At 60.2% G+C, this 26,407-nt stretch carries 24 protein-coding genes; 10 read left to right on the forward strand and 14 right to left on the reverse strand.

Translation table 11 applies throughout. The features are described 5' to 3' along the window. Positions 1-38 precede the first annotated feature (38 nt). The 6 genes from V6R86_RS06760 to V6R86_RS06785 all read right to left on the reverse strand — a co-directional run bounded on the left by V6R86_RS06760 (position 39) and on the right by V6R86_RS06785 (position 6,629). On the reverse strand, positions 39-266 hold the full coding sequence (locus V6R86_RS06760; RefSeq protein ID WP_338503098.1) for a hypothetical protein: 228 nt from the start codon (positions 264-266) through the stop codon (positions 39-41). A gap of 177 nt (positions 267-443) precedes the next feature. Beyond that, on the reverse strand, positions 444-2,315 hold the full coding sequence (locus tag V6R86_RS06765; protein WP_338503100.1) for a hypothetical protein: 1,872 nt from the start codon (positions 2,313-2,315) through the stop codon (positions 444-446). A gap of 3 nt (positions 2,316-2,318) precedes the next feature. Continuing rightward, complete coding sequence (locus tag V6R86_RS06770; RefSeq protein ID WP_338503102.1) at positions 2,319-3,281, reverse strand: TniB family NTP-binding protein; 963 nt, start codon at positions 3,279-3,281, stop codon at positions 2,319-2,321. A gap of 10 nt (positions 3,282-3,291) precedes the next feature. Beyond that, a complete protein-coding gene (locus V6R86_RS06775) occupies positions 3,292-5,481 on the reverse strand; it encodes a transposase family protein (protein WP_338503104.1) in 2,190 nt (729 codons plus the stop codon). Between the two features lie 105 nt (positions 5,482-5,586). Next, positions 5,587-6,414: a hypothetical protein gene (locus tag V6R86_RS06780; RefSeq protein ID WP_338503106.1), complete on the reverse strand. Its 828-nt coding sequence runs from the start codon at positions 6,412-6,414 to the stop codon at positions 5,587-5,589. After that, positions 6,411-6,629, reverse strand: coding sequence for a hypothetical protein (locus tag V6R86_RS06785; protein WP_338503108.1), 219 nt, complete (start codon positions 6,627-6,629; stop codon positions 6,411-6,413). Before V6R86_RS06785 ends, V6R86_RS06780 begins: the two co-directional genes overlap by 4 nt. 132 nt (positions 6,630-6,761) lie before the next feature. Between V6R86_RS06785 and V6R86_RS06790 the strand changes: the two genes are divergently transcribed. Then, entirely contained in the window at positions 6,762-7,949 is a 1,188-nt protein-coding gene (locus tag V6R86_RS06790; protein WP_338503110.1) for a hypothetical protein, read from the forward strand. On the opposite strand, the gene V6R86_RS06795 is transcribed toward V6R86_RS06790, so the two are convergent. The 7 genes from V6R86_RS06795 to V6R86_RS06825 form a co-directional block, all read right to left on the reverse strand. Further along, positions 7,881-8,900: a hypothetical protein gene (locus V6R86_RS06795; protein WP_338503112.1), complete on the reverse strand. Its 1,020-nt coding sequence runs from the start codon at positions 8,898-8,900 to the stop codon at positions 7,881-7,883. The two genes, V6R86_RS06790 and V6R86_RS06795, sit on opposite strands and share 69 nt — an antisense overlap. A 666-nt stretch (positions 8,901-9,566) precedes the next feature. Beyond that, complete coding sequence (locus V6R86_RS06800) at positions 9,567-10,472, reverse strand: cation diffusion facilitator family transporter (RefSeq protein ID WP_338503115.1); 906 nt, start codon at positions 10,470-10,472, stop codon at positions 9,567-9,569. A 21-nt stretch (positions 10,473-10,493) separates the two neighbouring features. Beyond that, positions 10,494-13,754: a CusA/CzcA family heavy metal efflux RND transporter gene (locus V6R86_RS06805; protein WP_338503117.1), complete on the reverse strand. Its 3,261-nt coding sequence runs from the start codon at positions 13,752-13,754 to the stop codon at positions 10,494-10,496. A 45-nt stretch (positions 13,755-13,799) separates the two neighbouring features. Beyond that, positions 13,800-15,011 carry an efflux RND transporter periplasmic adaptor subunit gene (locus V6R86_RS06810; protein WP_338503119.1) on the reverse strand — a complete coding sequence of 404 codons (1,212 nt, stop codon included), beginning with the start codon at positions 15,009-15,011 and terminating at the stop codon, positions 13,800-13,802. Then, on the reverse strand, positions 15,008-16,153 hold the full coding sequence (locus V6R86_RS06815; RefSeq protein WP_338503121.1) for a TolC family protein: 1,146 nt from the start codon (positions 16,151-16,153) through the stop codon (positions 15,008-15,010). Before V6R86_RS06815 ends, V6R86_RS06810 begins: the two co-directional genes overlap by 4 nt. A gap of 258 nt (positions 16,154-16,411) precedes the next feature. Beyond that, a complete protein-coding gene (locus tag V6R86_RS06820) occupies positions 16,412-16,744 on the reverse strand; it encodes a hypothetical protein (protein ID WP_338503123.1) in 333 nt (110 codons plus the stop codon). Between the two features lie 50 nt (positions 16,745-16,794). After that, positions 16,795-17,433, reverse strand: coding sequence for a cation transporter (locus tag V6R86_RS06825; RefSeq protein WP_338503125.1), 639 nt, complete (start codon positions 17,431-17,433; stop codon positions 16,795-16,797). Between the two features lie 232 nt (positions 17,434-17,665). Here V6R86_RS06825 and V6R86_RS06830 point away from each other — a divergent pair, with 232 nt between their 5' ends. The 7 genes from V6R86_RS06830 to V6R86_RS06860 all read left to right on the forward strand — a co-directional run bounded on the left by V6R86_RS06830 (position 17,666) and on the right by V6R86_RS06860 (position 23,200). Then, positions 17,666-18,085 carry a helix-turn-helix domain-containing protein gene (locus V6R86_RS06830; RefSeq protein ID WP_338503126.1) on the forward strand — a complete coding sequence of 140 codons (420 nt, stop codon included), beginning with the start codon at positions 17,666-17,668 and terminating at the stop codon, positions 18,083-18,085. 72 nt (positions 18,086-18,157) lie between these two features. Continuing rightward, complete coding sequence (locus V6R86_RS06835) at positions 18,158-18,526, forward strand: DUF2384 domain-containing protein (protein WP_338503128.1); 369 nt, start codon at positions 18,158-18,160, stop codon at positions 18,524-18,526. Positions 18,527-18,639: 113 nt separating this feature from the next. Further along, complete coding sequence (locus V6R86_RS06840; RefSeq protein WP_338503130.1) at positions 18,640-19,410, forward strand: hypothetical protein; 771 nt, start codon at positions 18,640-18,642, stop codon at positions 19,408-19,410. A gap of 90 nt (positions 19,411-19,500) precedes the next feature. Then, a complete protein-coding gene (locus tag V6R86_RS06845; protein WP_338503132.1) occupies positions 19,501-20,085 on the forward strand; it encodes a hypothetical protein in 585 nt (194 codons plus the stop codon). Positions 20,086-20,229: 144 nt separating this feature from the next. Further along, a complete protein-coding gene (locus V6R86_RS06850) occupies positions 20,230-22,194 on the forward strand; it encodes an ATP-binding protein (RefSeq protein WP_338503134.1) in 1,965 nt (654 codons plus the stop codon). 307 nt (positions 22,195-22,501) lie between these two features. Next, positions 22,502-22,876 carry a fluoride efflux transporter CrcB gene (gene crcB / locus V6R86_RS06855; RefSeq protein ID WP_338503136.1) on the forward strand — a complete coding sequence of 125 codons (375 nt, stop codon included), beginning with the start codon at positions 22,502-22,504 and terminating at the stop codon, positions 22,874-22,876. Further along, positions 22,877-23,200: a YnfA family protein gene (locus tag V6R86_RS06860; RefSeq protein WP_338503138.1), complete on the forward strand. Its 324-nt coding sequence runs from the start codon at positions 22,877-22,879 to the stop codon at positions 23,198-23,200. 231 nt (positions 23,201-23,431) lie between these two features. Here V6R86_RS06860 and V6R86_RS06865 read toward each other — a convergent pair whose 3' ends face one another. Then, entirely contained in the window at positions 23,432-24,502 is a 1,071-nt protein-coding gene (locus V6R86_RS06865; RefSeq protein ID WP_338503140.1) for a YeiH family protein, read from the reverse strand. Positions 24,503-24,544: 42 nt separating this feature from the next. Between V6R86_RS06865 and copM the strand changes: the two genes are divergently transcribed. Further along, the gene (gene copM, locus V6R86_RS06870) at positions 24,545-24,943 is read left to right on the forward strand and encodes a CopM family metallochaperone (protein ID WP_338503141.1); all 399 of its coding nucleotides are present in this window, start codon (positions 24,545-24,547) and stop codon (positions 24,941-24,943) included. Beyond that, complete coding sequence (locus V6R86_RS06875; RefSeq protein ID WP_338503142.1) at positions 24,940-26,361, forward strand: YncE family protein; 1,422 nt, start codon at positions 24,940-24,942, stop codon at positions 26,359-26,361. Before copM ends, V6R86_RS06875 begins: the two co-directional genes overlap by 4 nt. The last annotated feature ends 46 nt before the right edge of the window (positions 26,362-26,407 follow it).

Below are 26,407 nucleotides of genomic sequence, written 5' to 3' on the forward strand. Positions count from 1 at the left end.
CTACAGGTGCTTGCGTAAGCACCTTGTCATTCTGTTCTCTATACGTTCTCAGCGGCGTTATGCGACGATTCCACGACAACGACCTGCGCGAACTCGCGCTCGAAGCGATTGAAGAAGCGGCCGCAGCATCTCACATTGGGCCAGTTCGACGAAGCAGAGGGCTTGCGCTCGCTCTTGCTTGGCTTCGCCATCGCGGCGGTGACGGAGTTCTGCCGCTCTGGCCGTTCAAGAGTTTCTGGGATGCCCTGACGAGCGAGCGACAACATGATCGCTGGTCTGCCGTGAACGCTGCTGCCAACGCTATCTACTTGGTGCTCGATCAGCCTCGCCTTCCGGCTATGATCTCAGCTTTCGAACGTCAGCAGCGGCAGCCTTCTGGAAAGAGCGCTGGAGCCTGCCGTTCCACGAAGCGGAACGATGAGCTGGATAGCGACTTGGATCCCTCATGTGAGCCCTAGCTGGCTCTCGGCAGTTTCACGGCACCAACCTGCTGGACCAAGCAGCGGAATCATCATCTCATTGGCTCGGGCAAACGCCGTCTTTGGCGCTATGCCTAGGCGGAGAGCGATCTCGCGGCTGCTGATATGAACTTCGCTGAGCCTCACAACTTCCGCAAAGCTCACGGCCTTAGAAATGTTTTCTGAAGCTGCCATCCTCTGAAAGAGAGGGGTTGAGGACTTCGGAGAGAGGTTCAGGACTTCGCCAGCATCTCGCCTCGACAACATGCTGCTGAACTTCGCTCCCTCGAAGCTCGATGCATCGAAGAACAACGAGCGAAGGAAGCGGAAGCAGGTATGATCGACCAGGATCTGCTCCGCCAGGGCCCCTGCACGATGATCAAGCTTGAACGGCAGCGAACCATCCAGCAGGCTCTTGAAGATCGGCCCCCAAGGCTTGGCTCGGCCACCGACTGAGCCAACGGCGGTCCGCAGTGACACTCCTTCACTTGCAAGGACGGAGCGGGACGAAGCTTTGATGCTCCCTGTGAGGCCGTCAAGCACAGGACCGGCAATCTGCGGAGAGCCATATCGAGGTACGCAGAAGCGATCACCTTGGGTTAGCAGCATCTGCATTGCGATCAGCTGCTCTACCCCATGGTAGGATATACCCAGCTTCCAAGCTGCACCCTCCAGCGCAACCCGGTTTGCAATGATCTCCGCCAACGTGTCGATCTCAGCTGCGTCGTAACGGGGTGCAGCTCGACATTCATGCAAGGCAAAGACGGTCGTGAGTGCTCCTTGCCGGCGAAGCTCGGCAACTCCCTTGGTCGAATAGCCAAGCCGGGCAGCCGCCTCCTGGGTGCTGAGCGTTTGCTTGCCCAACTGACTGGAGTTCGGCCCGTCGAGATCGATAGCCGAGCGGAACTGATCGATAGTCTGCCGTAGTGCATCTGTGAGTGCTTCGTGCGTGGAGAGTCGAAGGAAGCGCATGGTGCTTCCTTCGTTGCCGTCTTGGTGACGCGTAGATGCGCTGCTCAACCGCTTCGCAATGAGACCTTGGAGCGAGTGTGGCCAATCCAGGAGCATGCCCCAGGCGGCTGCCATAGCTTCAGCAACTACGCAGCTGGGCTGGCTCCAACTTGCATTAGTGCCATATCGAGCCGGCGTGAGGCGTGGCTCGATCACGATTGCCACCCTGACCAGCAATTCATAGACATCAGCGACGCCAAGATGTTGCAAGACGGCGGGGAGCACAGCAAGGCTGCGCTGCCGGCGCGCCACATCGGTATGGACGAGCCCCACAGCCGCACTGAGGTTTGTTCGAAGCTCGCTCGGTACAGCGGCGGCTGCGCTTGCAAAGAGATCGTCAACGCACCGATCGCAACGAGCAATACCGTTGGTGTGGTGCCAACGCTGGATGCGCTCGCACCGAGCGCAACGATCCACTAGGTACTGCCAGGTTTCGCAGCAGAAGGGGAAGGCTCGAAGCTGCCACAGCGCTCGGTGATGTGGAGAGATAGACAAGGCAGCAGGCGCGTAGCGCCGTACTGCGATGTCGATATCATTTCGCGGAACAGGCACTCCGAAGAACACGCGGCGCCCGTTTGAGTCAGTCGGATAAGAACGAGATTGCAGTTCCTCGACGTCGACACGCAAGCAATCGGCGATGATAGGAAGACCATCCCAGTTTGAAGTCGATAGCGTCGGTTTATGACCGTAGATGACACCAGCTAGGCTCGTGATCGTCAGAGCATTCTCAATCCAGTTGGCTGCGGCAACCCTGGCGATGTACCCGTCGAGCGACTCTCCGGCTATCGGGGCCTGAGGAGCCTCGACCTGCCAAGGGGCGCGGGCATGCTGACTAACTGTCGCCATGGCCTACTTAGCTCGGAACGGGTTGTAGGAGATGCAGTGGTTGGCGATCGACCAATCATCGACCGCGTCCGCAAGGTCCTCGCTTGCGATCGCGAGATCGTCTCGCCGCACAACAGCCGCGAGAGCAGTTTCAATGATGCGGCACAGCTGGCGGAGATTGCCGTTCGCCGCTTCGCACAGCGTGCGTGCGAGGGCCTCCTCTGCAAGGCCGGAGGAAGTGCGCAAAATGCGCTGCCTCATGAGTTCCCGGTCTAGGCCGGCTACGAACCCGACGAAAAGTTCGCGGTCCTCCTCCACAAGCCAGTCGAGAGGATCCATCGTGACAGGGGCATCCAGCCGCCCAGCAAGGTCGGGGCTGCGCTTGAAGACGTCGCGAGCCTCCTCCGTAGCGAGAAAAGCCATCGGCACGATGCCACGATCCATGACGTCGCGGAGGGCAGTGGCAATTGCCGAACTCATGGTCGGGCGCCGCGCAGCGCGATTGAACTCATCGATGATCAGCAGCTGGGTCTCGTAGCGTTCCAACGCGTCGAAAGCACGCATCCACAGGACCGGCTCAGCCCCGTGTTCTGGTCTCGGGACTCCCATCGCTTTCAAGATGCTCGCGGGGATGGAGCGAGTGGTGCCAGAGCCGTCGACCGTGGCGATGACCACCGGCTGGGACCCCGGAGCATGCTCGCCCGCCGCCTCGACGTAGCTCTTGAACCGCTCAGCTCCAACGGTCTTGCCGGAACCGGTGTTGGCAATGAGGCGAACTCCTCCCTGCGTCTGGCCCTTAGAGAGTTGACCGGTAAGGCGAAGCTCATCCAAGGCGGCGACTAGCTCATCCTGACGAGGGTAGGGGAGGCGGATCGCGCGAAACTTGGCGCGTGCCTCTGCCACACGGCGGGAGCGCTCGGAGGGACGCTCCAAGCGCCCCTCCATGCCGTTATCCGCTCGGACGAAGGTGTTCATGTGTTCGGCCATCGCGCTACCTTCACTCATAGCTGCCGCTGACGCGGCGGGTGCGGGTAGTGCGACGGGCGGGCATCTGACCTTCTTGGCTTTCATGGGCCTGGCCTGCGTCACGACGATCACGCTTCTTCTTGGGCTTGCGAGATTGATCGATAGGAAGACGAGGAGCCAAGATTTCGTCGTCCAGCATCGTAGTCGCTGAAAGGTCGTGAGCGATGAATTCTTCGAGGGAAATCGGCTCGGGTTCGTCCATGTGAAGGTGGACGAGATTGCCCGTTATCTGCCGGAGGCGCGGGATCTCGTAGAGCCGTGCGAGCGTGAGTCGCTCACGGTGCTTGGCTTCCGGTGAGATATTGCGAATGGCCTTGATGCGCCGCGAACGGAATGCAATTCGCTCTGCCTCTGTATTAAAGGCGGCCGCCTCGTCGCGCGCACGCTCAAGAAGCTGATTGTGAAACCAGAGCGGCATTCCCTCCGCGTAGGTCTCATCCGAGCAGCGAAGGGTGGTGTGAGTCTTCTTGACGCGATTCCAGACGTGGACCACCGAAATGTCCTGAGGGTCGTACTTCACCTTCACGGTGGCGACTGCTTCTGCAGTCGACTGTCGGCGAGGTTCCACGGCAACGAGGTCCTCGAGCAAGCTCGGAACCCCGCGAATGCAGTGGTACCGCAGGTTAAAGAGCCGCAAGCCGGTGTTGGACAGCTGTGCGCCGGGTACGACATCCATTATCTCGCGTTGGAAGCCCGCGAGATCGTGGATGAGGTCGATGCCATGCTTGGCTACGCTCTTCTCGAAAATAAGCGCGGGCTGGCGGTCCTGGAGGCCAGAGTGAGGGGAGATGTGATATTCAGCGATTGCGGCGTTCACCAAGGCTTCCAGCTCGCGCACCGTAACGCATGCCTCCTTTTCAGGGTCATGGCCGAGCTTCCGCGCAAGAGCGATGGGCTTCGATCCCCCAGGAATCAGCTTAGTGATTTTCTCCTGCAGCGTCGGAAAGATGCGCTCGCCAATCGCGCGGTAGCGCGGCTTCTTAATGGGGCAGTGGCGAACGGCGAAACCGGCGCCCTTAGCAGCGTCCTCAAGCGCCTGGCTCCGGAACTCAGTCGCGTTATCGACGATGATTTCCGCTGCCCTGCCGCAGATACGGCGAAGAATGGGATATCGCTCGATGAGCTTGGGCGGAGGGCGCTTAGGGAGGCTTGCCCGCTTCAGCACCTCGCCGACAGTCCAGTAGGAAGGTGGGAGGTACGTGATGACGTGGCCGAGGATCACCTCGCTGTGAACGTCAATCATGACGGTCAACCATGGCTTGCCAGCCACCATCTCGTGATCGAGGTCGAGAACGAAAAAGCCATTTATGGGCGTATGGTCGATGATCGCCAGTTCGAGGGCACGCTTTGCGGTCAGCGGGCGGCCTGAACCCTTCCAATCGGCCTCGCTAGCGGCCTTTCCGTCGCGAGCTTCGCGGGTGACGGCTCCAATCAGGGCGCGGCAGGCACGCCGCACCGTTGCGTAGTGCGGAACAGGGTAGGGCTTCTCCGGCTTCGCATAGAGAGATGAGCGGCCCGCATTGATGTCGCGCAGCTCGTTGCTGATTTCAACAGCCACGTCCGTGTAGCTGAACTGCTGCGTCCAGTTTAGAAGAGCGCCCTTCTGAAGAACTTCTTGCGGAACATCGTCGAAGTAGGGAGCACGACGGACCCGGCCGGTCATTCGGACCATGTCGCGGATGTTGCGGTCTCCCGCGAAACCACGATCGGTACGCCACCGCTTGATGGTGTGCGGATTGTCATGTTCGCCGTACTTCTCACGAAGCTCAGGAGTCCAATGATCGGCCAACGCAAGCCCGATCGCCTTAACGCCATTTGGTACGCCATGATCGTCGAGGACCTCGCATTGTGCGAGCATCTTGCGAGCCTTCGGATCTAGCTCGTCGCAATCAGCGAAAGTCCACTCCGTCTCAGAAGCCATCTTGCGAGCGATCGATGCTCGCTCGGTCTCGCGGACGACGAGGCGGCCTTCCAAAAGCAGCTCATCGTAGCCCTCTGGCGTCAACAACCCCATGAAGCCCTCGTTGTCTTCGACAATGTAGGGCAGCCCCGTCTGGCAGTGCATCAGATGAATGCGGCCCGGCATGGGCAAGCCCACATACTTGTAAGGCGCTTCATCGATCTCAATGATGGTGTTCAAAGGATAGTTGTAATGCGACATAGTCTTCTCCCTGCTAGGCAATAGTTTTCCTGTCCGCTGAGCGACGCGCTCAGCGGTGTGTCGGCGCTTGCAGGCGCCTCGGGTCTCCTCGGGATTGGGGCGGTTCTAAACGATACGCACAGGCGTCTCGTGAAAGATGGGCTGAGTAAGGTCCATGCTGATCCGGCCTCTGACGAGAAGCGCCTGAAGCACGGCCATTCCGGCCGGAGCAAAGCTGGGTTCGATGACCTCGGCGAGCTCTCCGTAGCTGCTGGCCAGTCCGCGCTTCAAAGCGAAGCTGTCGAGCCGGCGGATGTGATCGGGGCTGACCCGCGCAAAGCGACGCGACTGGAAAAGCTCGACGTTGTCACGGTGGTGACGTGACACGAAGATCTCGGGTGCCAGAGCGATCTTGAAAGTCCAACCACAGCGGCGGCAAATTTCGGCAACCCCGGCAAGGGTATGGCGATAATCTTCGTCTTGCAGGTCGCGCTCGTCGCGTTTGAGCTCGACGATCTCGATCGAGCCGTCAGTCTTCTGAACCTCAACATCGCAGGTGTATCGACGGAGCCGGCCATTCAAGGGAAACTCGAAGCGGCGGCGCTCGCTTTGCGCCCATTCCACGTCAGGATCCACCTCGCAGCGCATGAGGTAGGCGCGCTGCGTCATGCCTTCCCAATATTGAAGTCGGCGGCGCTTGTACGAGGGCCACCAGCCATTCTCGTGCGCGAGGTTGCCGGTGAAGGTGCGCAAGGAGCCGCCGTGGGCGGCTACATACATGTGAGCCATTGTGACGAGCTCGTCGCCCGCCTCAGGCAAGTTCGTGAGCGGGCGCACACGGGTACGATCCGGCGTCACAGCGGGATCAAGCAGCTGGCGAGCGATGGCGAAGCGCGGATCGACATGCGTCGCAACCGGGGTCGCGACGATGTCTTCACTCTTGAGTTCGCTCACGCTTCAGGAGCCTGACCGTGGGGCCCGCGCATCCACGGACGAGCCTGCCGGCGGCGCCAGGTAAGCCGCCGCATGGCGTCGGTGACGACCACGGGAGCAACGGTATCCTGGGTGTCGTCACCCGGTCCAGCAAGGCCAGCGCCCTTGTTGAGGACCGGGATTTGCGAGGCTTCGAAAGCAGCCTTCTCTGGGTCGACTGAGAAGCGCTCGTCCATGATTCGTTTCCACTTTTCTTGTCGGTGAGAGGCCATAGCTAGTGTTGAGCTGCGCCGGGCGCAAGCTTTCTGCTGACAAAAAATGTGAAAGCGATCGTTGCCTGCTGAAGCAGGCACGCGTACTAAGGAACGATGATCTCGGCAGTTGATCTTGAACTTGTGGCGAAACACTCGGGCGGCCGGGCCGCCTTCGAAAGCAACGAGGCCACGCTCCTTGGATTGCCGCTCGCAAATCAAACTGCCGTTCTGCAGCGACTAAGGGCTCTTGATAAATACTTGGGGATGCCAGCCCCGACATCTGCGGATGCCGCTGCCTTGGCGGCGGATCTCGGCATGTCTGAGCGCAATTTCTACCGGCTGATCCGCAAGTTTCGCGAGCACGGACCCGTGGCAGGATTAGCTCCGAATTTTAGGGTGCGTCAGCGGTCATCGGCCGCCGCCGACGGCTTGGGCAAGGTTGCTGAAATGACCTTGGAGCGGATCTTCGAAACCGAAGGCGATGCGCGCTGGAAGACCGTGGTCAGCGAGGTGCTGGAAGCATGCAAAGCGGCGAACGTAGAGCCTCCTTCAACTGCTGCAATCAGGCGCCGTCTACTTGCCCTTCGAGCTGAAGGCCGCTTGCGGGACGCTGGCGAACGCATTTTCGGCGGACACTGGCTTCTGGATCAGACGGCAATAACTCTCACCACCGAGAGCGTTCAGGGGCTCGAGTATGTTGTCGTTACGCTGCTCATTGACCGGCAGACCAAGCTTATCGGTGGTGTTGGGCTACTTAGACGAGGCAACCCGCTATCCGGTGTGCTGGCCGCCCTCGTCGACGCCTGGTCTCGTGTGCCCGAGTTTGCCGGCGCCAGCTTGACTGTAGCCACTCGGCTCCGCGACTTCCATTGGGTTGATCCCGAAGACGTCAAGATATCGGGGTTCATGCTGGACTATGGTGTCACCGCGAGATCGGGCCGTGGACCCCGCCGCCATGGTGAAAACATATTTCGTATGATCGGCAATCGCTTGGGCCCCTACACCTTGCTCATTCGATCGACGGCAAATCCCCAGATTGTAGATGAGCAGCTCGCGACCGCACCTCTCCCCTTTGCGAAGGCTGAGGAAGTCGTGCGGCACGCCGTGGGAAAGTGGAACGAGGGGATATTGCAGCAGATGAAGATTGGCCGGTCCCGAGCCGCCCGTCGGGAGCGCCTGATTGAGATTCTGCGGAGCATGACTAATTTGTTTCTGCCGGCGCTCGACGCCTCGTCAGCCGCAATCCTCAAGAATGCCGAGCGCAACGTCACGAACGAAGCGGACTTGCCTGGGGCCCGCTAAGCCAGAGTGAGGCGGGCTCACATCGTTAAGTGCACGAGAACGTCGAGCGAGGAGTTCGCCCACAATTGCTTGTGCGTGGTGAAGCGGGACAGCCAACTCAGGATGAGCCTTCGCGCGGGCGCGCGGCACGAATGGAATGCGCCCAATCTTCCGACCAACGGCGTTTGTCAGCGCAGTGCCGGGCGTGAGGCCAAGGGAGGCCGTGGTGTCCAGTTGCAGTTGGGCGGCTTGAGCAAGATGCTTAACGACTGACATGTACGGCTGCACGGCTGTCGAGACAATCAGTCGTTGACCTGAGGGTCGGGAATGGCGGCGGCTTCGCGGATGTTCGATGGCGTCCATGAAAGCGTGCGCCACCGCTGACGCATCCATCGGTTGCCCATCGAGGTGGAAGCCCAGCACTTCGCCGCTGTCGACATGGATGATCGCGGTGAGAACAGCCAATTGCGGGTCGCCAGAAGCAACCTGCACCGTCAGGTCGAGAGGACATGCGTCGAGGACGAAATCAGCGTCGCGGCGCATGCGGCTCCGCAGATCAGGGTTCAGCACCGGCTTGCCAGTGCGTGTTCGGATCGCATTCCACGAGGGCGGGACGATACCTTGTTCTTTGCACCGCCGGCGGCACTCGGCAAAGATCTCGCTGTCACGTGCGCCTGGACCAAGATCCGCGATGGTTGTGTCCAATACGCTGCGCGTGTCGTGCCGAAGTTTGCTCTGACGTCCCTGCAAGGAAACCTTCGGGGCTCTGCCGGCGCGAAGTTCGCGAACTGCAGCGGCGAGACGGAAGAAGCTGCGCTGAACCAAGTCTAGCTCGGCAGCCGAACGATCTGCCTCGGCAGTCGTCGGCTTGTCGAGGGCAAGGTAACGGTGAACAACTTCCAACCGACGGAGAGAATCCGCCCAGAGGTGCGGAGGTAACTCCGCCAGCTGCATTGTGATCTCGTCGCGCACTCTTTCCTCCGATGAATTGCATCGGAGATCGAATTCTATCCACCTTCATCATCGTAGTGCTGTGAGGGTATCAGCGAGAGGTCTGAGGACTTAAACTAGAGTTCGTCGAGAGAACGCTTCAACGCGCACCCTCTTTCAAAGCTCTCCCTTGGCCGCGCGCGCGTCGAGAATTGCATCGTTGGTTTGCTGTGACGCTGGGGTGAGAGCGCGCCAGGCAGTTGCGGCGAGAAGCGTCAGCAGCAACGCTAGCAGAGCTACTGCAAAGCCCCCGAGGACAGGACGGTCGTGCTTCATCTCGCCCCTCTCTGCTTCGCCATTCTCCGTTTCGCGCGCTCGGTGAGCGAGATGACTTTCCGCTCTAGAATGACTTCTCCACTATGGTGCATGTTGGTCAGAAGAGCGGATAAACCGCCAACCTCCGCGATCCGCTTTGAGCACGACGCATGGGTGGCGAGTTCCTCATCCAGCATGTCGCGACTGATGGTGCCCCCAGCACTCGCGATCCTGCTCCGAATGTCATCGTAAAGCGATCCTTTTGGTGTGAAGACCGGCAGACCTATCCGACCGTGATGCACCATGACGGCTTCCTTTCACTCCGCCGCAATCGCGGCGATCAGGACGATGTAAGTGGCCCTCACTGACCAACCACGACCTCCATGCTGATGATCACGGATGAAGGGCATCGGCGTCCTCACAGTCTTCACGTTCAACCTGAATCGTCGAATGCTGCAGCTCGAAGCGCTCGTGCAACACGGCAGCGATCGCGATCCGCACCGTTTCGAAATCGGCTCCTTCGCTGAGTTTGACGTGGGTGGAGAGGCTGTTGTCGTCGCTAGTAAGCGACCAGACATGCAGATCGTGAACACCAGCCACGCCGGGGACGACGGCTATTGCTTTCCTAACTTCGGCCAGGCTGATGCCGCTCGGCACTCCCTCCAGCAGGATGCGCGTGGTGTCCTTGAGAAGTATCCATGTACGCGGAAGCACCCATAGGCCGATGCCAATGGCGACCAGCGGGTCGACCCACTGCCAACCGGTTGCCATGATCACACCGGCACCGGCGATCACACCTATCGATCCGAGCATGTCTGCCCAGACTTCTAGGTATGCACCCTTTACGTTCAGGCTCTTGTCTTTGCCGGCGACCAGCAGGCGCATGGCAATGATGTTCACGACGAGTCCGATCGTGGCTACGATCAACATCCCGGTCGATTGCACCTCACTGGGCTCAAGGAACCGGCGGATGCCTTCGTAAAGGACGTAGGCCGCCACCGCGAAGAGCAGCAGAGCGTTGAAGGCGGCCGCCAGAATCTCGAAGCGCCGGTAGCCAAAGGTTCGCTTCTCGTCGGCTGGCCGCTGGCCGATCTTCACGGCAGCCAGAGCAATTGCCAAGGCCGCTGCGTCGGTAAACATATGCGCCGCGTCGGAGAGTAGCGCGAGGCTGTTGAAGATGTAGGCCCCAATCAGCTCGGCGACGAGGAAAGTGGTCGTAAGGGCGAGGGCCCAGGCCAGCATCTTGCTGTTGGCGCCCGCCGCGTGGTTGTGGGCGTGCCCACCGTGATCATGCGCCATGCTTCGTCTCCTATCGTCGAATCATTCGGCCAGAACAGGTTCGCGACCGAGCGGATCCTCATTTCCGTAGTCACCTTGGACATGGCGGGCTCGAGCCCTGTGCAGGAGGAAGTGGCTGATCGCCGGGAGCACGAAGAGCGTGAGTAGGGTCGCCACGATGAGACCGGCGATTACCACGACCGCCAGCGGTTTCTGGACTTCCGCACCACGGCCTGTGGCCAAGGCCATCGGCACAAACCCAATCGCCGGGACAACACCCGTCATTAGAACAGCCCGAACCCTCTCCATCATGCCGCCACGAATGCTGGCATCGATGCTTTCGCCCGCGCCAATCCGCTGCTGGATACTGGTCATCACGACCAAGCCATTGAGCACGGTAACTCCGGACAGCACGATGAAGCCAACAGCTGCCGAGATTGAAAAGGGGAAGCCCGCAATTACCAAGCCGAAGACGCCTCCAGCCAGCCCAAGAGGCACGGCTGAGTAGACCGCGAGCGCCGAGCTGAAGCTACGTAGAGCCATGTAGAGGATGCCGAAGATCAGCAGGAACACCGCCGGGATCACGAGAGAAAGTCTCGCTGAGGCGGCTTGTAGGTTCTCATACTGACCACCCCACTCGATGAAGACGCCGGGGGGCAGCTTAACCTCGCGCTCGACCGCATCGCGCGCAGCCTCGACATAGGAGCCGAGATCGCGACCACGAACATTGGCTTGGACGACCACGCGCCGCTGTCCGTTTTCCCGGCTGACCTGATTAACCCCGTCGGCGAAGCGAAAGCTGGCGACCTCACGAAGCGGCACCGAGGTGCGAGCGCTGGCGCCGCTGTTCTCCAGCATGACCGGCAGTGCGCCAATGGCTTCGAGATTGTCGCGGGTAGCGTTGTCGAGCCGCACCACAATGTCGAAGCGGCGATCGCCTTCGAAGACAATGCCAGCTTCGCGGCCGCCAAGGGCTGCGGCTACGGTGTTTGCTACCTCTTCAACAGTCAGCCCGTAGCTCGCGATTGCGGCTCGGTTGAACACCACCTCCAAGGTCGGGAACCCGGCGGTCTGTTCGGAACGAAGGTCTGCCGTGCCTTCGACCTTGCTGATCGACGCTGCGACCTGAGCGGCAACGGTTTCGAGTTGAGCCAGATCATCACCGAACACCTTGATCGCGACATCGCCACGAACGCCGGCAATCAATTCATTGAAGCGCATTTCGATCGGCTGACTGACTTCGAAGGCATTGCCGGTGAGCGAACCCATCTTCTGCTCGATGCGCTCGACCACGTCGTCTTTGCTGGCGACGCCCTCCGGCCACTCCTTGCTAGGCTTCAGGATGACGAAAGAGTCGGAGATATTCTGCGGCATGGGGTCTGTTGCGACCTCGGCCGTGCCGGTCTTAGAGTAGATGAAAGCGACCTCGGGAAGTGACGAGATTGCCCGCTCAACCCTTAATTGCATATCGAGGGATTGATCGAGGGAGGTCGAAGGAATCCGGATCGCTTGGACTGAGGCGTCCCCTTCATCGAGCTGCGGGATGAACTCCTGACCCAAGGTCGTGAACAGAACGCCGGCGAGGGCGAAAACCCCAAGGCCGGCGCCAATCCACGGCTTGGGTCGCGAAAGCACCTTGCCGAGGAGCGGCTCATACTGCTCCTTGGTCCAGCGAATGACCGCGACATCTTTCTCCGCAACCTTGCCCTTGATCAGCACGGCCACCATCGCTGGAACGAAGGTGAGCGAGAGGATGAAGGCACCGACAAGAGCGAACATGACGGTGATTGCCATCGGGGTGAACATCTTGCCTTCGACGCCGGTGAAGGTGAGCAAGGGCGCGAACACGAGAAGAATGATCGCCTGCCCGTAGAGGGTTGGGCGGACCATTTCCTTCGCAGCCTGGAACACCTCGTGGAGCCGCTCGGACAGCTGGAGGAGGCGGCCTTCGCGATGCTGTCGCTCGGCTAGCCTTTGCAGGCAGTTCTCGATGATGATGATTGAGCCATCGACGATCAAACCGAAGTCGAGGGCGCCGAGGCTCATCAGATTTCCCGACACCCCGTAGCGAGTCATGCCGATCGCCATCATCAGGAATGAGAGCGGGATTACTAGCGCCGCGATGATGGCGGCTCGGATGTTTCCGAGCAGCCAAAACAGTACGGCAATGACGAGAAGGGCGCCCTCGATCAGGTTCTTCTCCACCGTCGAAATAGTAGCATCCACGAGCGCTGAGCGGTCATACAGAGGCGTCACCTTCACGCCCGGTGGAAGGGACTTAGCCACCTCGTTCAGGCGCTCGGCAACGGCTTCGGCCACGACCCGGCTGTTTGCGCCAGCCAACATCAGCGCCGTTCCGACGACGACTTCCTTGCCGTTGTAGGAGGCAGCACCCGTGCGGAGTTCACCGCCCAAACGAACGTTGGCCACATCCGACACACGGACCGCTACGCCATTGCGATTGGCGATGACGGTGCCGCCGATCTCGTCGATGTGCCGGATGCGGGCGTCGGCTCGCACGAGGAAGGCTTCGCCGGCACGCTGGATGAAGTTGGCACCGACGGAGATGTTCGAGCCTTCGAGAGCATCAGCGAGCTCGGTGAACGACACACCGTAGGATGCCAAACGTGCCGGGTCTGGCTGGACCACGAACTGCTTTTCGTAGCCCCCAATGCTATCGACACCGGCCAGCCCGGCCACGTTGCGCAGCTGCGGCCGGATCACCCAGTCTTGGATGGTCCTGAGGTAGGCCAGCCTGGAGACCTCATCGGTAAGTCTTTCGCCTTCGATGGTGAGATAGGAGCCATCGGGCTGGAAGCCGGGGCGTCCAGCGATCTTTGGGTTCTTCGCCGTTGCCGTGGCTTGATAATCAACCGACCACATCAGGACTTCGCCAAGTCCGGTGGAGACAGGCCCCATTTGCGGCTGGACGCCGTCGGGCAGACTTTCGCTCGCTTGAGCCAGCCGTTCGGCGACCTGCTGGCGGGCGAAGTAAATGTCGACCTCTTCGTCGAACACTGCCGTCACCTGCGCGAAGCCGTTGCGCGAAATCGACCTTGTGTAGTCTAGGCCTGGGATACCAGCGAGAGTCGTTTCCATCGGAAAAGTAACCAGCCGTTCCATGTCGAGCGGGCCGAACTGGGGTGCGGTGACGTTTACTTGGACCTGCTTGTTGGTGATGTCAGGAACGGCATCGATCGGCAGCTTGAGAAGCTGAAAGGCGCCATAGAGAGCGATCACCAAGGTCAGACCGATCGTGGCCCAGCGGAAGCGGATCGCAGCGTCGAGAATACGCTCAATCATGTTGGATCAATCCTGATGAGATTAGGGGAGGAGCGGACAACACCATCAGTGTTCCGCTTCACTCGCCCCAAGCTGCGACTTCAGCGCAAAAGCGCCACGCGAGACGACCAACTGGCCGGGCTGAAGGCCCTTCAAAATCTCGACGCGGCCGCCGCTACGTTGGCCGATCTGGACTGGCACCGTCTGGAAGCCGCCCTTCACCTGGACAAAAACGGTGTCGCGGCCCTCGACCTGCTGGACGGCGTCCTCAGGAAGGATGATGCCGCTGACTTCGCTGCTTCGAGGGGTGATACGGGCTCTGACCGCCTGGCCTTGGCGCAGACCACCAGGCGCGCCGGACAGCTGAAGGATGACGGCGATTGCCCTGCTCTGTGGGTCGGCCGACGGGGTGATCGAACGAACCCGAGCCTCGACGATGCCGCCACCCGGTAGCTCGACGACCGCCGGGTCACCCGGCTGGAGTCGCTGTGCCTCGGGCACGGGGACAGCTGCCTCGATCTGAATGCTGTTCGGATTGGCGACGTTGAAGAGCTCAGCGCCAGCGGCCACGTAAGCTCCGAGTTGCGTGTCTACCTCGGTTATTCTGCCGCCGATCGGCGAACGGACGGCGAGATAACGGCCGTTGCCGGTCACGCCGGCTGTTCTGACGGCTGCCTCAGCACGCTGCAGTTCGGCCTCCGCCGTCTGCCGAGCGGTGACAGCGGCCTCGAGGTCCTGGCGAGCGGTCACCTTGGCATTAAAAAGTCGTTGCTCTCGGGCCGCAGCAGCTCGCGCTGCTTGGGCGCGCGCGGCTGCAGCGTTGCGCTCTGCGACGAAAGCTGCAGCGTCACGGCTCTCAAGGAGGGCAATTGTCTCGCCCGCACTAACAGGATCGCCGAGCCGCTTGTTGATGCGGGTAATGGCGCCGTCGGCTCGGGCAGTCACCAATGCTTGCCCCTGGGGAGGCGCGGTGACGGTTGCCTGCGAAATTACCTCTGACAGGATGGAGCCCGGGGCGACCCGTTCAACGGCAATGCCATTGGTCGCGAGCTGTGCCGGCGTCATCGAAATGAAGCCTTCAGGTCCTTGCTCCTCGCCCGCTTCGCCTTCGGGGGCAGGAGCTTCAGTGCTGGTCGCGACGGCAGTGGGTGCCATGCTCCTGCCAATCAGCACGCCACCGAGGCCTGCAAGCAGGGCAAGAGCTGCTCCGCCAGCCATCAGCTTGGAGCGGCCGTCACGCAATTGGATGACGGAGGTCGCGCGTTCGATCACGGTCATAGGGGATCCTGTTGTGCGGCGACCCGGCCGAGTTCGGCGGTCGCGAGGGCCTGCGCGAGGCGGGCATCGATGAGGGCAGCTTGAGCTTCGCGGTAGGCGGACTGAGCATCCAGCAATTCGACCAGCGAGGCTCGGCCCTCGATGTAGGCGAGACGCGAAAGCCGAAGCGCCTCAGTCGCCTCCGGAATGGCGGAGCGCTCAAGTGCTTCCACTCGTGTCGTAGCTGACTGGACGTTGGTCACAGCATTCGCGGCCCTTACCTGCACGGAAGCGCGAACGTTCGCCACATTGGCTTCGGCAGAACGGATACCGGCCCGGGCAGCTTCAATGTTGCCGCGATTGCGGTCGAACACCGGCAGCGGAAGCGACACCCCGCCGACGAGCGCTACTGCGCCGGCCTCCCGCACGTGGCGGACGCCTAGCCCGACAGCAGGGTCGAGCCGACTGGCAGCCTGTTCTTGCCTGAGTGCTGACTCGGCTACGAGACGCTCCGCTTCAGCCAAACGCATTTCAAGGCTGAGCCCGGGATTTACCAGCCTGGGCGTAAGATCGATGAGGCCTCCGCTAAGGCTCTGTACCGGGTCGGTCATGCCGAACAGTGAAACCAAGGTTGCTCTGGAAGACCGTTCCTCCGCGCGCGCTGCCTCAAGATCTGCGGCAGCTTGGGTGGCCGCTGACCTTGCTCGAAGGGCACGAAGAGGGGGCTCACGACCGTTGTCGACGAGGATCTGGGCAATCCGTGCCAACTCGCGAGCTCGCTCTTCATTGTCTTCCGCGAGACGAAGGCGATCGCGAGCGACGGCGGCTCGTGCGAATTGCTCCCTCACCGACCGGGCTAAGTCGGCGCGGGCAATGCTAAGCCGGATACGCTCCGCCGTCAGTTCGGCTTGCGCTGCCGTGACGCGTGCCTGCCGACGTCCACCAAGATCGAGCCGCTGATTGATCGCTACCGTCGTTTCGGTCGCGCGAAGCCCAGCCAGATCGCCGGTGCCGAGGAAGTTCTCGACCTCAACGCTGAGTTCTGGGTTAGAGCGAAGACCGGCCTGCCCGATGCGCGCTGAAGCGGCCTCAACGCGTGCGCGAGCCGCGAGCACTGCTGGCGACCGCGCTTCGGCTTCCTCCAGTGCCTGAACAAGCGTCAACGACGCCGGCAGTGGCCCGCTTCGTGAAACGAGCAGGGGAAGAGGTGTAGAAGGTAGGGGCGCTGGGGGGCCAGCGCGTGGTGTAGTGATTGGTGAGCCGACGCGCGGTGTTGCAGGCGTGATGACCTGCGCACCGGCGCCCGCCATGGGAACCATGGCCACGGCGAAGGCCGCAGCGGATAAACGAAACATGCAGAAAGACTCCTGACGGCACTGGAGGAGCCAGCTGGACCGAAGCCAGCCAGCGTCAGCGTGTCGTCAGGCGATCGGCGGACGCAATGCGGTCCCGGGGTCGTTGCCGAACTGGAAGGCAGCCGTAGACGCAATCACACTTGCGTCCTTGGCGCCCGGGAATGCACCCTTTTTGGCCTCCTGCGGCGTGCCCACACAGTGGCCATGACAGGCACTGTGATGATGCGGAGCGGCCTTATCACCGTCTGCAGGGACTTCATCGCTATCCCCGTCGAAGTGGCCCTCGGCGCTCGCCGCCACCTCGGCGCAGCTGAACGCCTCGGCCGCATGCGCAGCGCTGCCTGTCCAAATGACAAGCATCAGCATCAAAGCGCTGACCAAGGGTAGAATACGACGCATCGAGAGGCAGCCTTTACCAGCGATGCTCGCCAAAGGGAAAGCCCATGCCTTCACCGCTGCGTTGCAATCGGGGCGGAAGACGTTTGAAGCTCAGCCATAGCGAGCCGAACGACCTTCCAGCCGCCGGCGAAACTTAAAGCCGCCATCAGGCCGGCTACGATAAGATCCGGCCAACGTGTCCCGGTTCCGAAGACTCCAAGGGCGGCGGCGACTACCGCGATGTTCGCAATCGCGTCGTTGCGACTGCAGATCCAGACTGATTGCATGTTGGCGTCACCCGAACGCCAGCGAAACAGCATCACAGCGACGGCAATATTGGCGACGAGGGCAGCGATGCCGATGCCGCCCATTACAAACGGCTCGGGGCTGGACCCCTGCATGGCCGCCACGACGGCGGTGGTGATCACGTAAGCGCCGAGCAGCAGGAGAGTCAGGCCTTTGAAGAGGGCGGCACGCGCACGCCAGACGAGAGCGAGCCCAACAACGCCGAGCGAGATGGCGTAGTTGGCGGCATCCGAGAAGAAGTCGAGGGCGTCGGCTTGGAGCGACCTGCTATCGGCCATCACGCCAGCGGCAAGCTCGATGGCGAACATACCGCCGTTAACCGCCAGAGCGATCCACAGCGCCTGACGCCAGCGCGCATCGGCTGCCGCGCTTGGCGCCCCCGCAGCACAATGATTACAGGCCATTAGCTACCTCAATCGAATCAGAATGGCGGCCTTATGGTCCTTGTAGTGGCTACAGGGTCAAGCTCTGACGGGAAATCGAGCGGTGGTCTTTCGCCAACCCACCCAGCTTTCAACGTCAATGCTCGAAAGCGCAGCGGTTAACGGTTGCAAGATTCCTGATGGTCGAGCCGGCAAGTAAAGGGTCGACGAACTTGGGCCGAGCGCACTAACGCTGCCCCGAGGGGACACTGACATGGCATTGAAAATCGGTCAGCTCGGGAAGGCGACGGGGACGAACACAGAGACGATACGCTATTATGAGCGGATAGGCCTTCTTCCCAAGGCAGGAAGAACGGACGGGAACTACCGCAACTACGATGATCGCGACGTTGAGCGTCTGACATTTATCCGGCACGCCAGGGGCCTGGGTTTCGAAATCGCAGATATACGGTTGCTGCTCGAGCTATCCGAAGCGCCCGACCAAGATTGCGGGGAGGCTGATCGGATCGCCAGTCATCAACTTGCGGCAGTGGGCCGGAAGATCGGTCAGCTCACCAAGCTGCAAGCCGAACTCCGACGCATGATTTCACAATGCCGAGGCGGACAGATCTCTGACTGCCGGATCATGCTAGCTCTCGCGGATCATGAGCACTGCGAAACTGACCACAGCTGACAGCACGCAAGCTTGTAGTCGCTTCAAGGTTTTCTATGTCATGTTGCCCTGACGGCAAGCGAGGACATAGCGGTGGATCACCATCAACACGTTGAACTCGAGGCTGCCGGGCTGCGAACGTTCTTTCGCATCGCTGATATCTGGCGGCTGAGTGAAGCCGAGCGAGCCGCCATCCTCAATTTGGATGAAGAAGGGCTCAGGCTGGCCAAGGAACAGCCTGCCTCGATCAAGCAGGAAACCCTCCATAGGCTCTCTTATGTCTTTCGTATTTATCGAGCCGTGAACACTCTTTTGCCGGACGCGCACCGGGCCGCTGAGTGGATGCGGGCACCCGGCAAAGTGCCGATTCATGGGGGGCGCTCGGCAATCACAATCATGGCGAGCGGCGAACCGAATGACCTTCAGAGAGTGACTGAATACCTCGATGCTGAATGTCAGTGAGCAATACCTTCAAGCCTGAAAGCTAAATTTGTGTTCAAACCTTGTAGTTACTACAAGGTTAACCTACCTGCTTCATCGACCGCTTCGCATGGCGGTTAGACAGGGAGCGTAGGATGCAGGAATCAATTGATTGCTCGGCTTCGGCGATGGTGCTCTTCCAACCGGTGCTGGCGGAACACCAGCGCTGTCAGGACGAGGTCCACGACTTCGTTTTCTGTGATCCGCTAGAGCCAGACTGCCCCTCCGACCTCAAGGTCACCCTGACGCATCGCCAGATTGGACGACTGGTGTTCGTGGCGGCGGAGACGGGGTCGCGCTTTGCTCGGGAGCGCTCGTCCTATGATCCTGCCGCTTGGATGGCGGCGCCCAGAAGCCTGTTCGGCGGTCGTAATGCGCTGACTGCCTGTGTTGATCGCACCATGTTCATGCGGGCGATCGTTCTGCACGGGGCAACCGCCGTCTATGACATGGCGCCGCAGGATATGTCCGAGCTGCTTGCCTCATCGGACTGCGACGACGAAGCATCCATGGTGGTTAAACATACTGGTCGCAGCCTTGACCGTGGTGGCGCTCCCTTGATGAATTGGGGGCCGACGCTCTTCACGGCGACATGCGCTGAGCATAGCTCGGCCGGCGTTCTCCACCTCTTCTTTGCGACAATAGCGACTGACGAAGGTGCGGCGAGAGAACAGTTGCGGGAACGACTGGGCCCCAGCGTTTCAAGCATCGCCAACGTTATGGCCGGGTTCGACCCCTCGCAGCCAGTCGCCGTCTCCCTGCTGTCTGAGGCAATGGCTTACCTGCTGATTCAGATCGCACACGAGCCCACCTCAGCGCTCGCGGATGGCTTCAACGTCCTGATTGAACACCGCTTCGATCACTAGCTCATGACCTGGCAGCTTGCGCGATGATGGGGTGGCGACCGTTCCGATCACTCAAAAACATGAGGTCAAGGCGCAAGCTGCCGATGCGCGATGAACCAAGCCCTGAACGCCATCGAGATGGCTCCTATGCCGAACTTCAAGGACCAACCATCAATGGCTAAAGGACAGGAAATCGACGGCCAGCCCAAGGCTATCGCGTTCGACTGCTACGACACGCTGCTGACGATTACGGACATCCGACGGCCCTTTCAGCGGTTGGCGGCGCTCGCCGGCGGTCAGTTGAACCCATCGCCGATGACTGTTCCCATGTCGCTCAGGGACGTCGCGAACCGCAATTTCGCTGAAAGCATGCTCGAGGCTGGCATCTTGGAGAAGCTTGAAGACGACTTACGGCTTGAACTCGCCTCCGTTCAGCCTTTGCCAGGCGCACTGGAGGTCCTGCAGCGTTTGCGAGGCTGGGATATCGATTGGCGATCGCGTCCAACCTTGCCCTCCCATACGCTGGGCCTCTGCGACAGTGGTTGGCGGCCTTCATCGACGTCGAAGTGCTATCCTTCGAGGTGGGCGCAGCCAAGCCGTCCGCCTTACTCTACGAGGAAACGTGCAAACGGCTCGAGGTCGCACCGAAGTGCTGATGATCGGAAACTCGCTACGAAACGATTTCGCCGGAGCTAAGGCCGCCGGGTTGCAAGCTCGGTATCTTCGCCTTGGGAATGCAGTTGAAGACGCCCTGGGTGACCTTCTTGGGACTTAGAAGAGCGTATCGCTTTCCCCACCGCCCGGGGCTAGGTTTCTCCGCTGCAACACCGGTCGGAACCCATGACAACCCTCAACCTTCAAGCGAAGCAGGACTTCTTGGAACGGGACGCGGCGACCCGCGATCCAGTTCGCGCGCTTTCTGAGTTCGTTTGGAACGCTCTCGATGCCGACGCGAGCAAGGTCGAGATCAAGCTCGAGCGCAACGATCTTGGCGGACTGGCGGCAATCCACATTATTGACGACGGAGGCGGCATCAGCGCTCAGCATGCTGAAGTTAATTTCGGCAACCTCGGTGCAAGCTGGAAACGAGATGCACATCGTACATCAGGGCTAGGGCGCGCCATTCACGGGAAGGAAGGGCGAGGACGTCTCCGCTTCTTCTCCCTTGCTCAGCGCGCTCGCTGGTTCTCCACCACGCGCGAGATCGTCCCGGGTGCGGAGATCAGCTCCCTGGCGTCCAGGACCATCGAGATCCACTCGAAATCCCTAGAACGTTGCGAGGTGAGCGAGGCTGAGAAGCCGTTTGCCGAAGCACCCGGTACTAGCGTGGTGCTGACAATGCTGAAGAGCACGTTTGACGAGCTATCCAGCACCGAAGCCTTCAGCAGGTTCAGCACGCTGTTTGCGCCCTACGTGCTTCAATACCCTAATGTCGAAATCTGGTACAACGGGTTCAAAGTCGATCCTAACCTAACGATCCGGCGGTGCGAGGACCTGCCTGCCATAATCGTTCAGCTTCCCGATAGGACTATTAACGACCTCAGGGTCAAGGTCATCGAATGGAAAGCGGCCACTGACACGCGCCAAATCCATTTTGGAGGCGAAGACGGCATCGTGCTTGGTTCGCAGCCAGCCCACGTCACCGCACCCGGTTTCGAGTTTTCAGCTTACGCCTACAGCTCATACTTCCAAGAGGTCGCTGACCACAACCTTCTCGAACTCGACGACCTAAACGAGCCTGACTTTGTTGTCGTCCTGTCGCATATCAGGGAGGCGCTGTCCGAGTATTTCCGAGTCCGGCTCAGCGAACAATCACTCGGCATCATCCAAGATCTTAAGAATCAGGGCGCGTACCCCTATGAGGGTGAACCTCGTGACCAGATCGAGCGGCGAGAACGTCAGGTTTTTGACATCGCCACTTACGCCATCAACTCGCATTCCCGGGACTTTTCGAAGGCAGAAGCGTCGCTGAAGAAAATGACGCTGACGCTTCTTAAGGAGGCTATCAAGCGCAATCCCGAGGACCTTTCGACCATCCTGAAGGCAGTCGTGAACTTGCCCAAGGGCAAACAGTCAGAATTCTCATCACTTCTGAAGAAGACCGAGCTTGGCAACATCATCGGCGCATCGAGCCTCATCTCGGATCGGGTAACCACGCTGGAAGTTCTGAAGGGGATTATCTTCGATCCCAAGCACCGGCAGAAAGTAAAGGAACGGGGCGAACTCGACGCTCTGATACGAGACCACACCTGGCTCTTCGGCGAGCGATTCCACATCACGATGGGCGAGTCCGGCCTCAGTAAGGTCATGAACAGGGTGGCAGAGGATCTCGGTCAGAAGCGCAAGGGAAGGAAAGTTACCAAGAAGGATGGTTCAGTCGCCCGCGTGGACGTCTTCCTAGGCAGGTCGGTTCCACACTCCGACGCTGGCAAGCGCGAGTTTCTACTCATCGAGCTCAAGCGACCGTCGCTTAAGCTTGGCCGTAAGGAACTCGATCAAGTCGAGGATTACGTCACCGCGATCAGGTGCGAGCCAGAGTACCTCCACACGGATACCACTTGGAACTTCTTCTTGGTCGCCAGCGAATACGAGTCTGAAGTCGCAGGACGGATTCATCAAGCCGATCGGCCGCCTGGGCTGTTTATCTACGGTGACAGCTTCAAATTCTGGATCAAGACTTGGGCAGAGATAGTTCGCGAGAACGAGGCTAGACTACACTTTGTGCAAGAGAAGCTTCAGGTGGAAGTCTCGAATGCGGAGATCGAGACGAGAATCGAGGATCTGCGTAAGCTCGTTACCCTGTAATATCCGGAGAGTTGCGAAGGTTTGCTTCGCCCGACTTGGTGTTGGTTGCGGCGTGTACGAGCATCTTCGTCGATTGAATTGCAGAACGGCAGAATAGACCCACTAGCCGACATTCAGAGCCGCTTGGCGACTTCCCGAAAGCAGCCGCTCGTTCAAGTCCGCCCTGAGGCTGAAAGTGGCCGAGATCGGACCGGCCGCTTCCAGACGCCAAGAGTCGAACTCGGACGTTCGAACCACCAACTTCAATGTATTATTTCGGCTCAAATCCGACATTTGGAAACGCGGCCCCCGCCTGTAGTGTCGGCCGATGACCTATCTGATCGTATTCATTGGAGGGGGGATTGGTGCAGCACTGCGTCATGCAGTGAATAAAGGAGCATTGTTCCTGCTCGGCCCCTCGTTCCCGTTCGGAACCCTGCTTGTGAATGTCCTTGGTAGTTTTCTGATGGGAGTCGTGGTCTTTGCCTTGCTCGCGCGAGGCGAAGGAGATCAGCCGTTGCGTCTCTTTCTCGGGACCGGCATTCTCGGCGGGTTCACCACATTTTCCGCGTTCAGTCTCGATGCCGCTCTGATGTGGGAAAAGGCGAATTGGCTACCTCTTGGAGCGTATGTGATTGGCTCTGTCGTCCTCTCGGTTGGAGCCTTGCTAGTCGGCATGTTCGCAGCGCGAAGCCTCGGTTGAATGCTGGCCCTCGCATACGTCGGAGCGGCCCTTGCTGAGATCGCGGGATGCTTTGCGTTTTGGGCATGGCTCAGGCTCGACAGGTCACCCCTATGGCTCATCCCCGGTGTGCTTTCGTTGTGCCTTTTCGCCTACTTCTTGACCCTCGTTGATGCGGAGCATGCTGGCCGCACTTACGCGGCTTACGGAGGGGTATATATTGTATCAGCCCTTTTCTGGCTGTGGGCTGCTGAAGGCGTGAAACCGGATCGATGGGACGTCATCGGAGCCACAGCTTGCCTGTTGGGAGCCGCGATAATTCTGTGGGGACCACGATCCGGCTGAATGCACCGCGTGGACGAAGAGGGTCGTGAGAAGACCGAATCCTTCTGCGCAACAAGGAGCGACTGTGCGACGCCCGCGTCCTAGGTTTGCGCCTGCCGTTAGCAGCTGCGTGGATCAGTATTGACTGTGCACACGCTGACGTAACGCGGATGTCTGCATTTCCGTTTATCGTAGACCGCAGTGACTTGCCCTCCGGCGTGCCACAACCTGAACGCGCGTGGGTAAAAATAGCTATCGGCCAATCGCGCTGATTAGCCCCAAAGCGATCGTCGCCAGGACCATAAGTGACAGCGTCACCACGAGGGTCACGCGCAAACCAGCGCGAGCAACGGCCCGAACGTCGACGCCCAGGCCAAGTGCGGCCATCGATAGAATCGTCAGCCAAGATGCCGCTGTCGCGACTGGCCCGAGCAGCATTTCCGGGATCAGCGCTAGCGAACGAGCAGCGGCCATCAATAGGAAGCCTATGATGAACCACGGAACTAGGCGGTGCAGCGGCGGCAACCCGGAACGGGGGCGTTCCCCAGCCGTGACGGCGGGAGCCGGCTCGTCGGTTTCCTCTCGCAGTTTCGTGGCGACCAAGGCGAGGACAACCACCACTGGCCCAAGCATTAGCACCCGAACGAGCTTGACCAGCGTGCCGACCTGCGTCGCGAGCGCGCCGACGGGCATCGTCGCGGCCAGCACTTGCGGCACGGCATAGACGGTCAGGCCGGCGAGCACTCCGTAGCTGTGCTGAGTCAACGCAAGCGCGACGCCTATCAGCGGCAGGAGCAGAACCACTACAACGCCCAGGACAGCCGTAAATGCGATCGAGGACGCGACATCGTCGCCGTCAGCCCCGATCACTGGAGCGACAGCGGCGATCGCCGAGTTGCCGCAGATCGAATTGCCGCAGGCGATCAACACCGCCATCCGACGAGGCAGTCGGAAAAGCCGACCCAGTCCGTAGCTCGCCAGTATGGCGAGCGTGACGGTTGCAATGATGCCCAGCAACAGCGGCAGGCCGGCAGCGAAAATGGTTTGCGCACTTAGCGAGGCGCCAAGGAGAACCACTGCAACTTCGAGCAGGAACTTGGCACTGAGATCGATGCCAGGCGTCCATCGCGCCGGTGGGGTCCAAGCGGTCCGTATGACGGTGCCGAGGATGATTGCGAGCACCAAGGCCTCGAGCCACGCGCGGCCCGTAAGGGCTTCCTCTGCATGCTGAAGCGCAACTGCGGCTAGCGATATGCTGATGCACAACAGCAGCCCCGGCACGAGTTGGAGTGCGCGGCGTTGAGTGGTGGCATGACTGGACATTCACCGGTCATAGTGTCTCACTCACACAAAGCGACACCGGCGATGCATGCTTTTTTTACAACTGTAACTAACAGGATCGCTGTTACTGTCGTGGCCTTGGTAATTTCGACCGCTGCCTTCGCAAGCGCCGACTCGTTCGCGTCCGAGATGGACCGGGCAATGGCGACGATGCACCGATCGATGGGGACAGGATATAGCGGAGACGCGGATCGCGATTTCGCCGCCATGATGATCGCTCACCACCAAGGCGCGATCGACATGGCCGCCCTCGAACTGCGCTATGGCAAGGACGAACGATTGAAGCGGCTTGCGCAAGCTATCATCGTCGAACAGCGACAGGAAATCGAAGTGATGCGCGGCATCCTTTCCGAGGAAAGGGCGTTGCCAGCTACACGTCCCGAAGGTCGGGGGCATATGCACCATCCGGAAGGGCAAAAATGAAGAAACCCCACCTCATCACCGCTGCGGCCATCGCTGTGTCGAGCCCGGTATTCGCCCAACAAGTGCCCAACGGCGCAGCGGACATTCCGGTCAGCAGTAAGGACCGCGTCTATACGTCTGATCAATTTTCGAACACGGTGTCGGTTATCAATCCGGCAACCAACAGTTTGCTCGGGGTGATCAAACTCGGTGATCTGACACCGGCCAATCTCAGCCCGCTCTACAAGGGCGAGTTGCTGGTTCACGGCATGGGTTTCTCGCCCGACCGCAAGACGCTTGCTGTCGTTTCGATCGGGTCCAACTCGGTGACCTTCATCGATACTGCGACCAATTCGATCAAGCACAAGACCTACGTCGGCCGCTCGCCTCACGAAGCTTTCTTCCGCCCGGATGGCCGCGAAGTCTGGGTCAGCATCCGCGGCGAGAATTACTTGTCCGTCCTCGACGGCCGCACATTCAAGGAAACCGGGCGGATCATTGTTCCCAACGGACCGGGCATGACGATCTTTTCGCCGAATGGCCGCTACGCTTACGTTTGCTCAAGTTTCTCACCGGAAACGGTCGTTATCGATACGCGGACCAAGAAGGTCGCGGGGAGTGTCAAACAGGCCAGCCCTTTCTGTCCCGACATCGCAGCTAGTCCGGATGGCAAGCAGGTATGGCTGACGTTCAAGGATGTCGGCAAGGTGATGGTGTTCGACGCCAGGCCGCCATTCGCAATATTGAAAACGATCGACACTGGGGCGATAACCAACCACGTCAACATTGCTCGCAATCCCAACGGCCAGTTCGCTTATGTCACGGTCGGAACCGAGAATGTGGTCAAGGTGTTCCGAACCAGCGATTTTGAGCAGGTGGCTTCGATCCCGGTCGGAGCACTGCCCCACGGCCTGTGGCCGTCGGGTGACGGGACACGAATGTATGTCGGCCTTGAAAATGCCGATGCCGTCGCGGCGATCGACACGCTTTCCAATCGCGTCATTGCCACAATTCCGATCGGTCAGGGGCCGCAAGGCGTCGCCTATGTGCCCGGTGCGGTGCCGAACGGCGAGGGAATGGCCAACCTCATGCCGTTGGCCGACGCCGGCAAGAAGGTGCAGCTGATCTTGGAAGGAACGGGAAGCAGCCAGGTCACGCTGTTCGACCAGGGCCAGGTCCAGATTCTGCAAGCCGCCGTCGCGGGGCTGGCCCCCAAGACAGCTTATGTCTTGGGGCTCGCCAGCGATCCGCAGGGTAAAGGAAAAATCGAACCGCTGGCGAAATTCATGACAAGCCCGTCAGGGTCTGCTGTCGTCAATACACTCGGCCCGCTTCGTCAGATCGTGACTGCCGAAGTGAAAAGCGTCCGGCGCTACCTGGTCGTCGCGGCCGGGACGCCGGAATCCTTAGGACCCGTGATGCAGGTTCAGCAACGCTAATCCGATTGATGTGTTCTCAGAAACATGTCCGCTTTGAAATGCCAGA

Source organism: Sphingomonas kaistensis (assembly GCF_036884275.1).
GTDB lineage: Bacteria > Pseudomonadota > Alphaproteobacteria > Sphingomonadales > Sphingomonadaceae > Sphingomicrobium > Sphingomicrobium kaistense_A.

Bases quoted from the DNA above. Each gene is read 5' to 3' on its own strand.
- V6R86_RS06760 (WP_338503098.1), bottom strand. From the start codon at position 266: ATGTTGTCGCTCGCTCGTCAGGGCATCCCAGAAACTCTTGAACGGCCA.
- V6R86_RS06765 (WP_338503100.1), bottom strand. From the start codon at position 2,315: ATGGCGACAGTTAGTCAGCATGCCCGCGCCCCTTGGCAGGTCGAGGCT.
- V6R86_RS06770 (WP_338503102.1), bottom strand. From the start codon at position 3,281: ATGGCCGAACACATGAACACCTTCGTCCGAGCGGATAACGGCATGGAG.
- V6R86_RS06775 (WP_338503104.1), bottom strand. From the start codon at position 5,481: ATGTCGCATTACAACTATCCTTTGAACACCATCATTGAGATCGATGAA.
- V6R86_RS06785 (WP_338503108.1), bottom strand. From the start codon at position 6,629: ATGGACGAGCGCTTCTCAGTCGACCCAGAGAAGGCTGCTTTCGAAGCC.
- V6R86_RS06790 (WP_338503110.1), top strand. From the start codon at position 6,762: ATGATCTCGGCAGTTGATCTTGAACTTGTGGCGAAACACTCGGGCGGC.
- V6R86_RS06800 (WP_338503115.1), bottom strand. From the start codon at position 10,472: ATGGCGCATGATCACGGTGGGCACGCCCACAACCACGCGGCGGGCGCC.
- V6R86_RS06805 (WP_338503117.1), bottom strand. From the start codon at position 13,754: ATGATTGAGCGTATTCTCGACGCTGCGATCCGCTTCCGCTGGGCCACG.
- V6R86_RS06810 (WP_338503119.1), bottom strand. From the start codon at position 15,011: ATGACCGTGATCGAACGCGCGACCTCCGTCATCCAATTGCGTGACGGC.
- V6R86_RS06820 (WP_338503123.1), bottom strand. From the start codon at position 16,744: ATGCGTCGTATTCTACCCTTGGTCAGCGCTTTGATGCTGATGCTTGTC.
- V6R86_RS06825 (WP_338503125.1), bottom strand. From the start codon at position 17,433: ATGGCCTGTAATCATTGTGCTGCGGGGGCGCCAAGCGCGGCAGCCGAT.
- V6R86_RS06830 (WP_338503126.1), top strand. From the start codon at position 17,666: ATGGCATTGAAAATCGGTCAGCTCGGGAAGGCGACGGGGACGAACACA.
- V6R86_RS06840 (WP_338503130.1), top strand. From the start codon at position 18,640: ATGCAGGAATCAATTGATTGCTCGGCTTCGGCGATGGTGCTCTTCCAA.
- V6R86_RS06845 (WP_338503132.1), top strand. From the start codon at position 19,501: ATGAACCAAGCCCTGAACGCCATCGAGATGGCTCCTATGCCGAACTTC.
- V6R86_RS06850 (WP_338503134.1), top strand. From the start codon at position 20,230: ATGACAACCCTCAACCTTCAAGCGAAGCAGGACTTCTTGGAACGGGAC.
- crcB (WP_338503136.1), top strand. From the start codon at position 22,502: ATGACCTATCTGATCGTATTCATTGGAGGGGGGATTGGTGCAGCACTG.
- V6R86_RS06860 (WP_338503138.1), top strand. From the start codon at position 22,877: ATGCTGGCCCTCGCATACGTCGGAGCGGCCCTTGCTGAGATCGCGGGA.
- V6R86_RS06865 (WP_338503140.1), bottom strand. From the start codon at position 24,502: ATGTCCAGTCATGCCACCACTCAACGCCGCGCACTCCAACTCGTGCCG.
- copM (WP_338503141.1), top strand. From the start codon at position 24,545: ATGCATGCTTTTTTTACAACTGTAACTAACAGGATCGCTGTTACTGTC.
- V6R86_RS06875 (WP_338503142.1), top strand. From the start codon at position 24,940: ATGAAGAAACCCCACCTCATCACCGCTGCGGCCATCGCTGTGTCGAGC.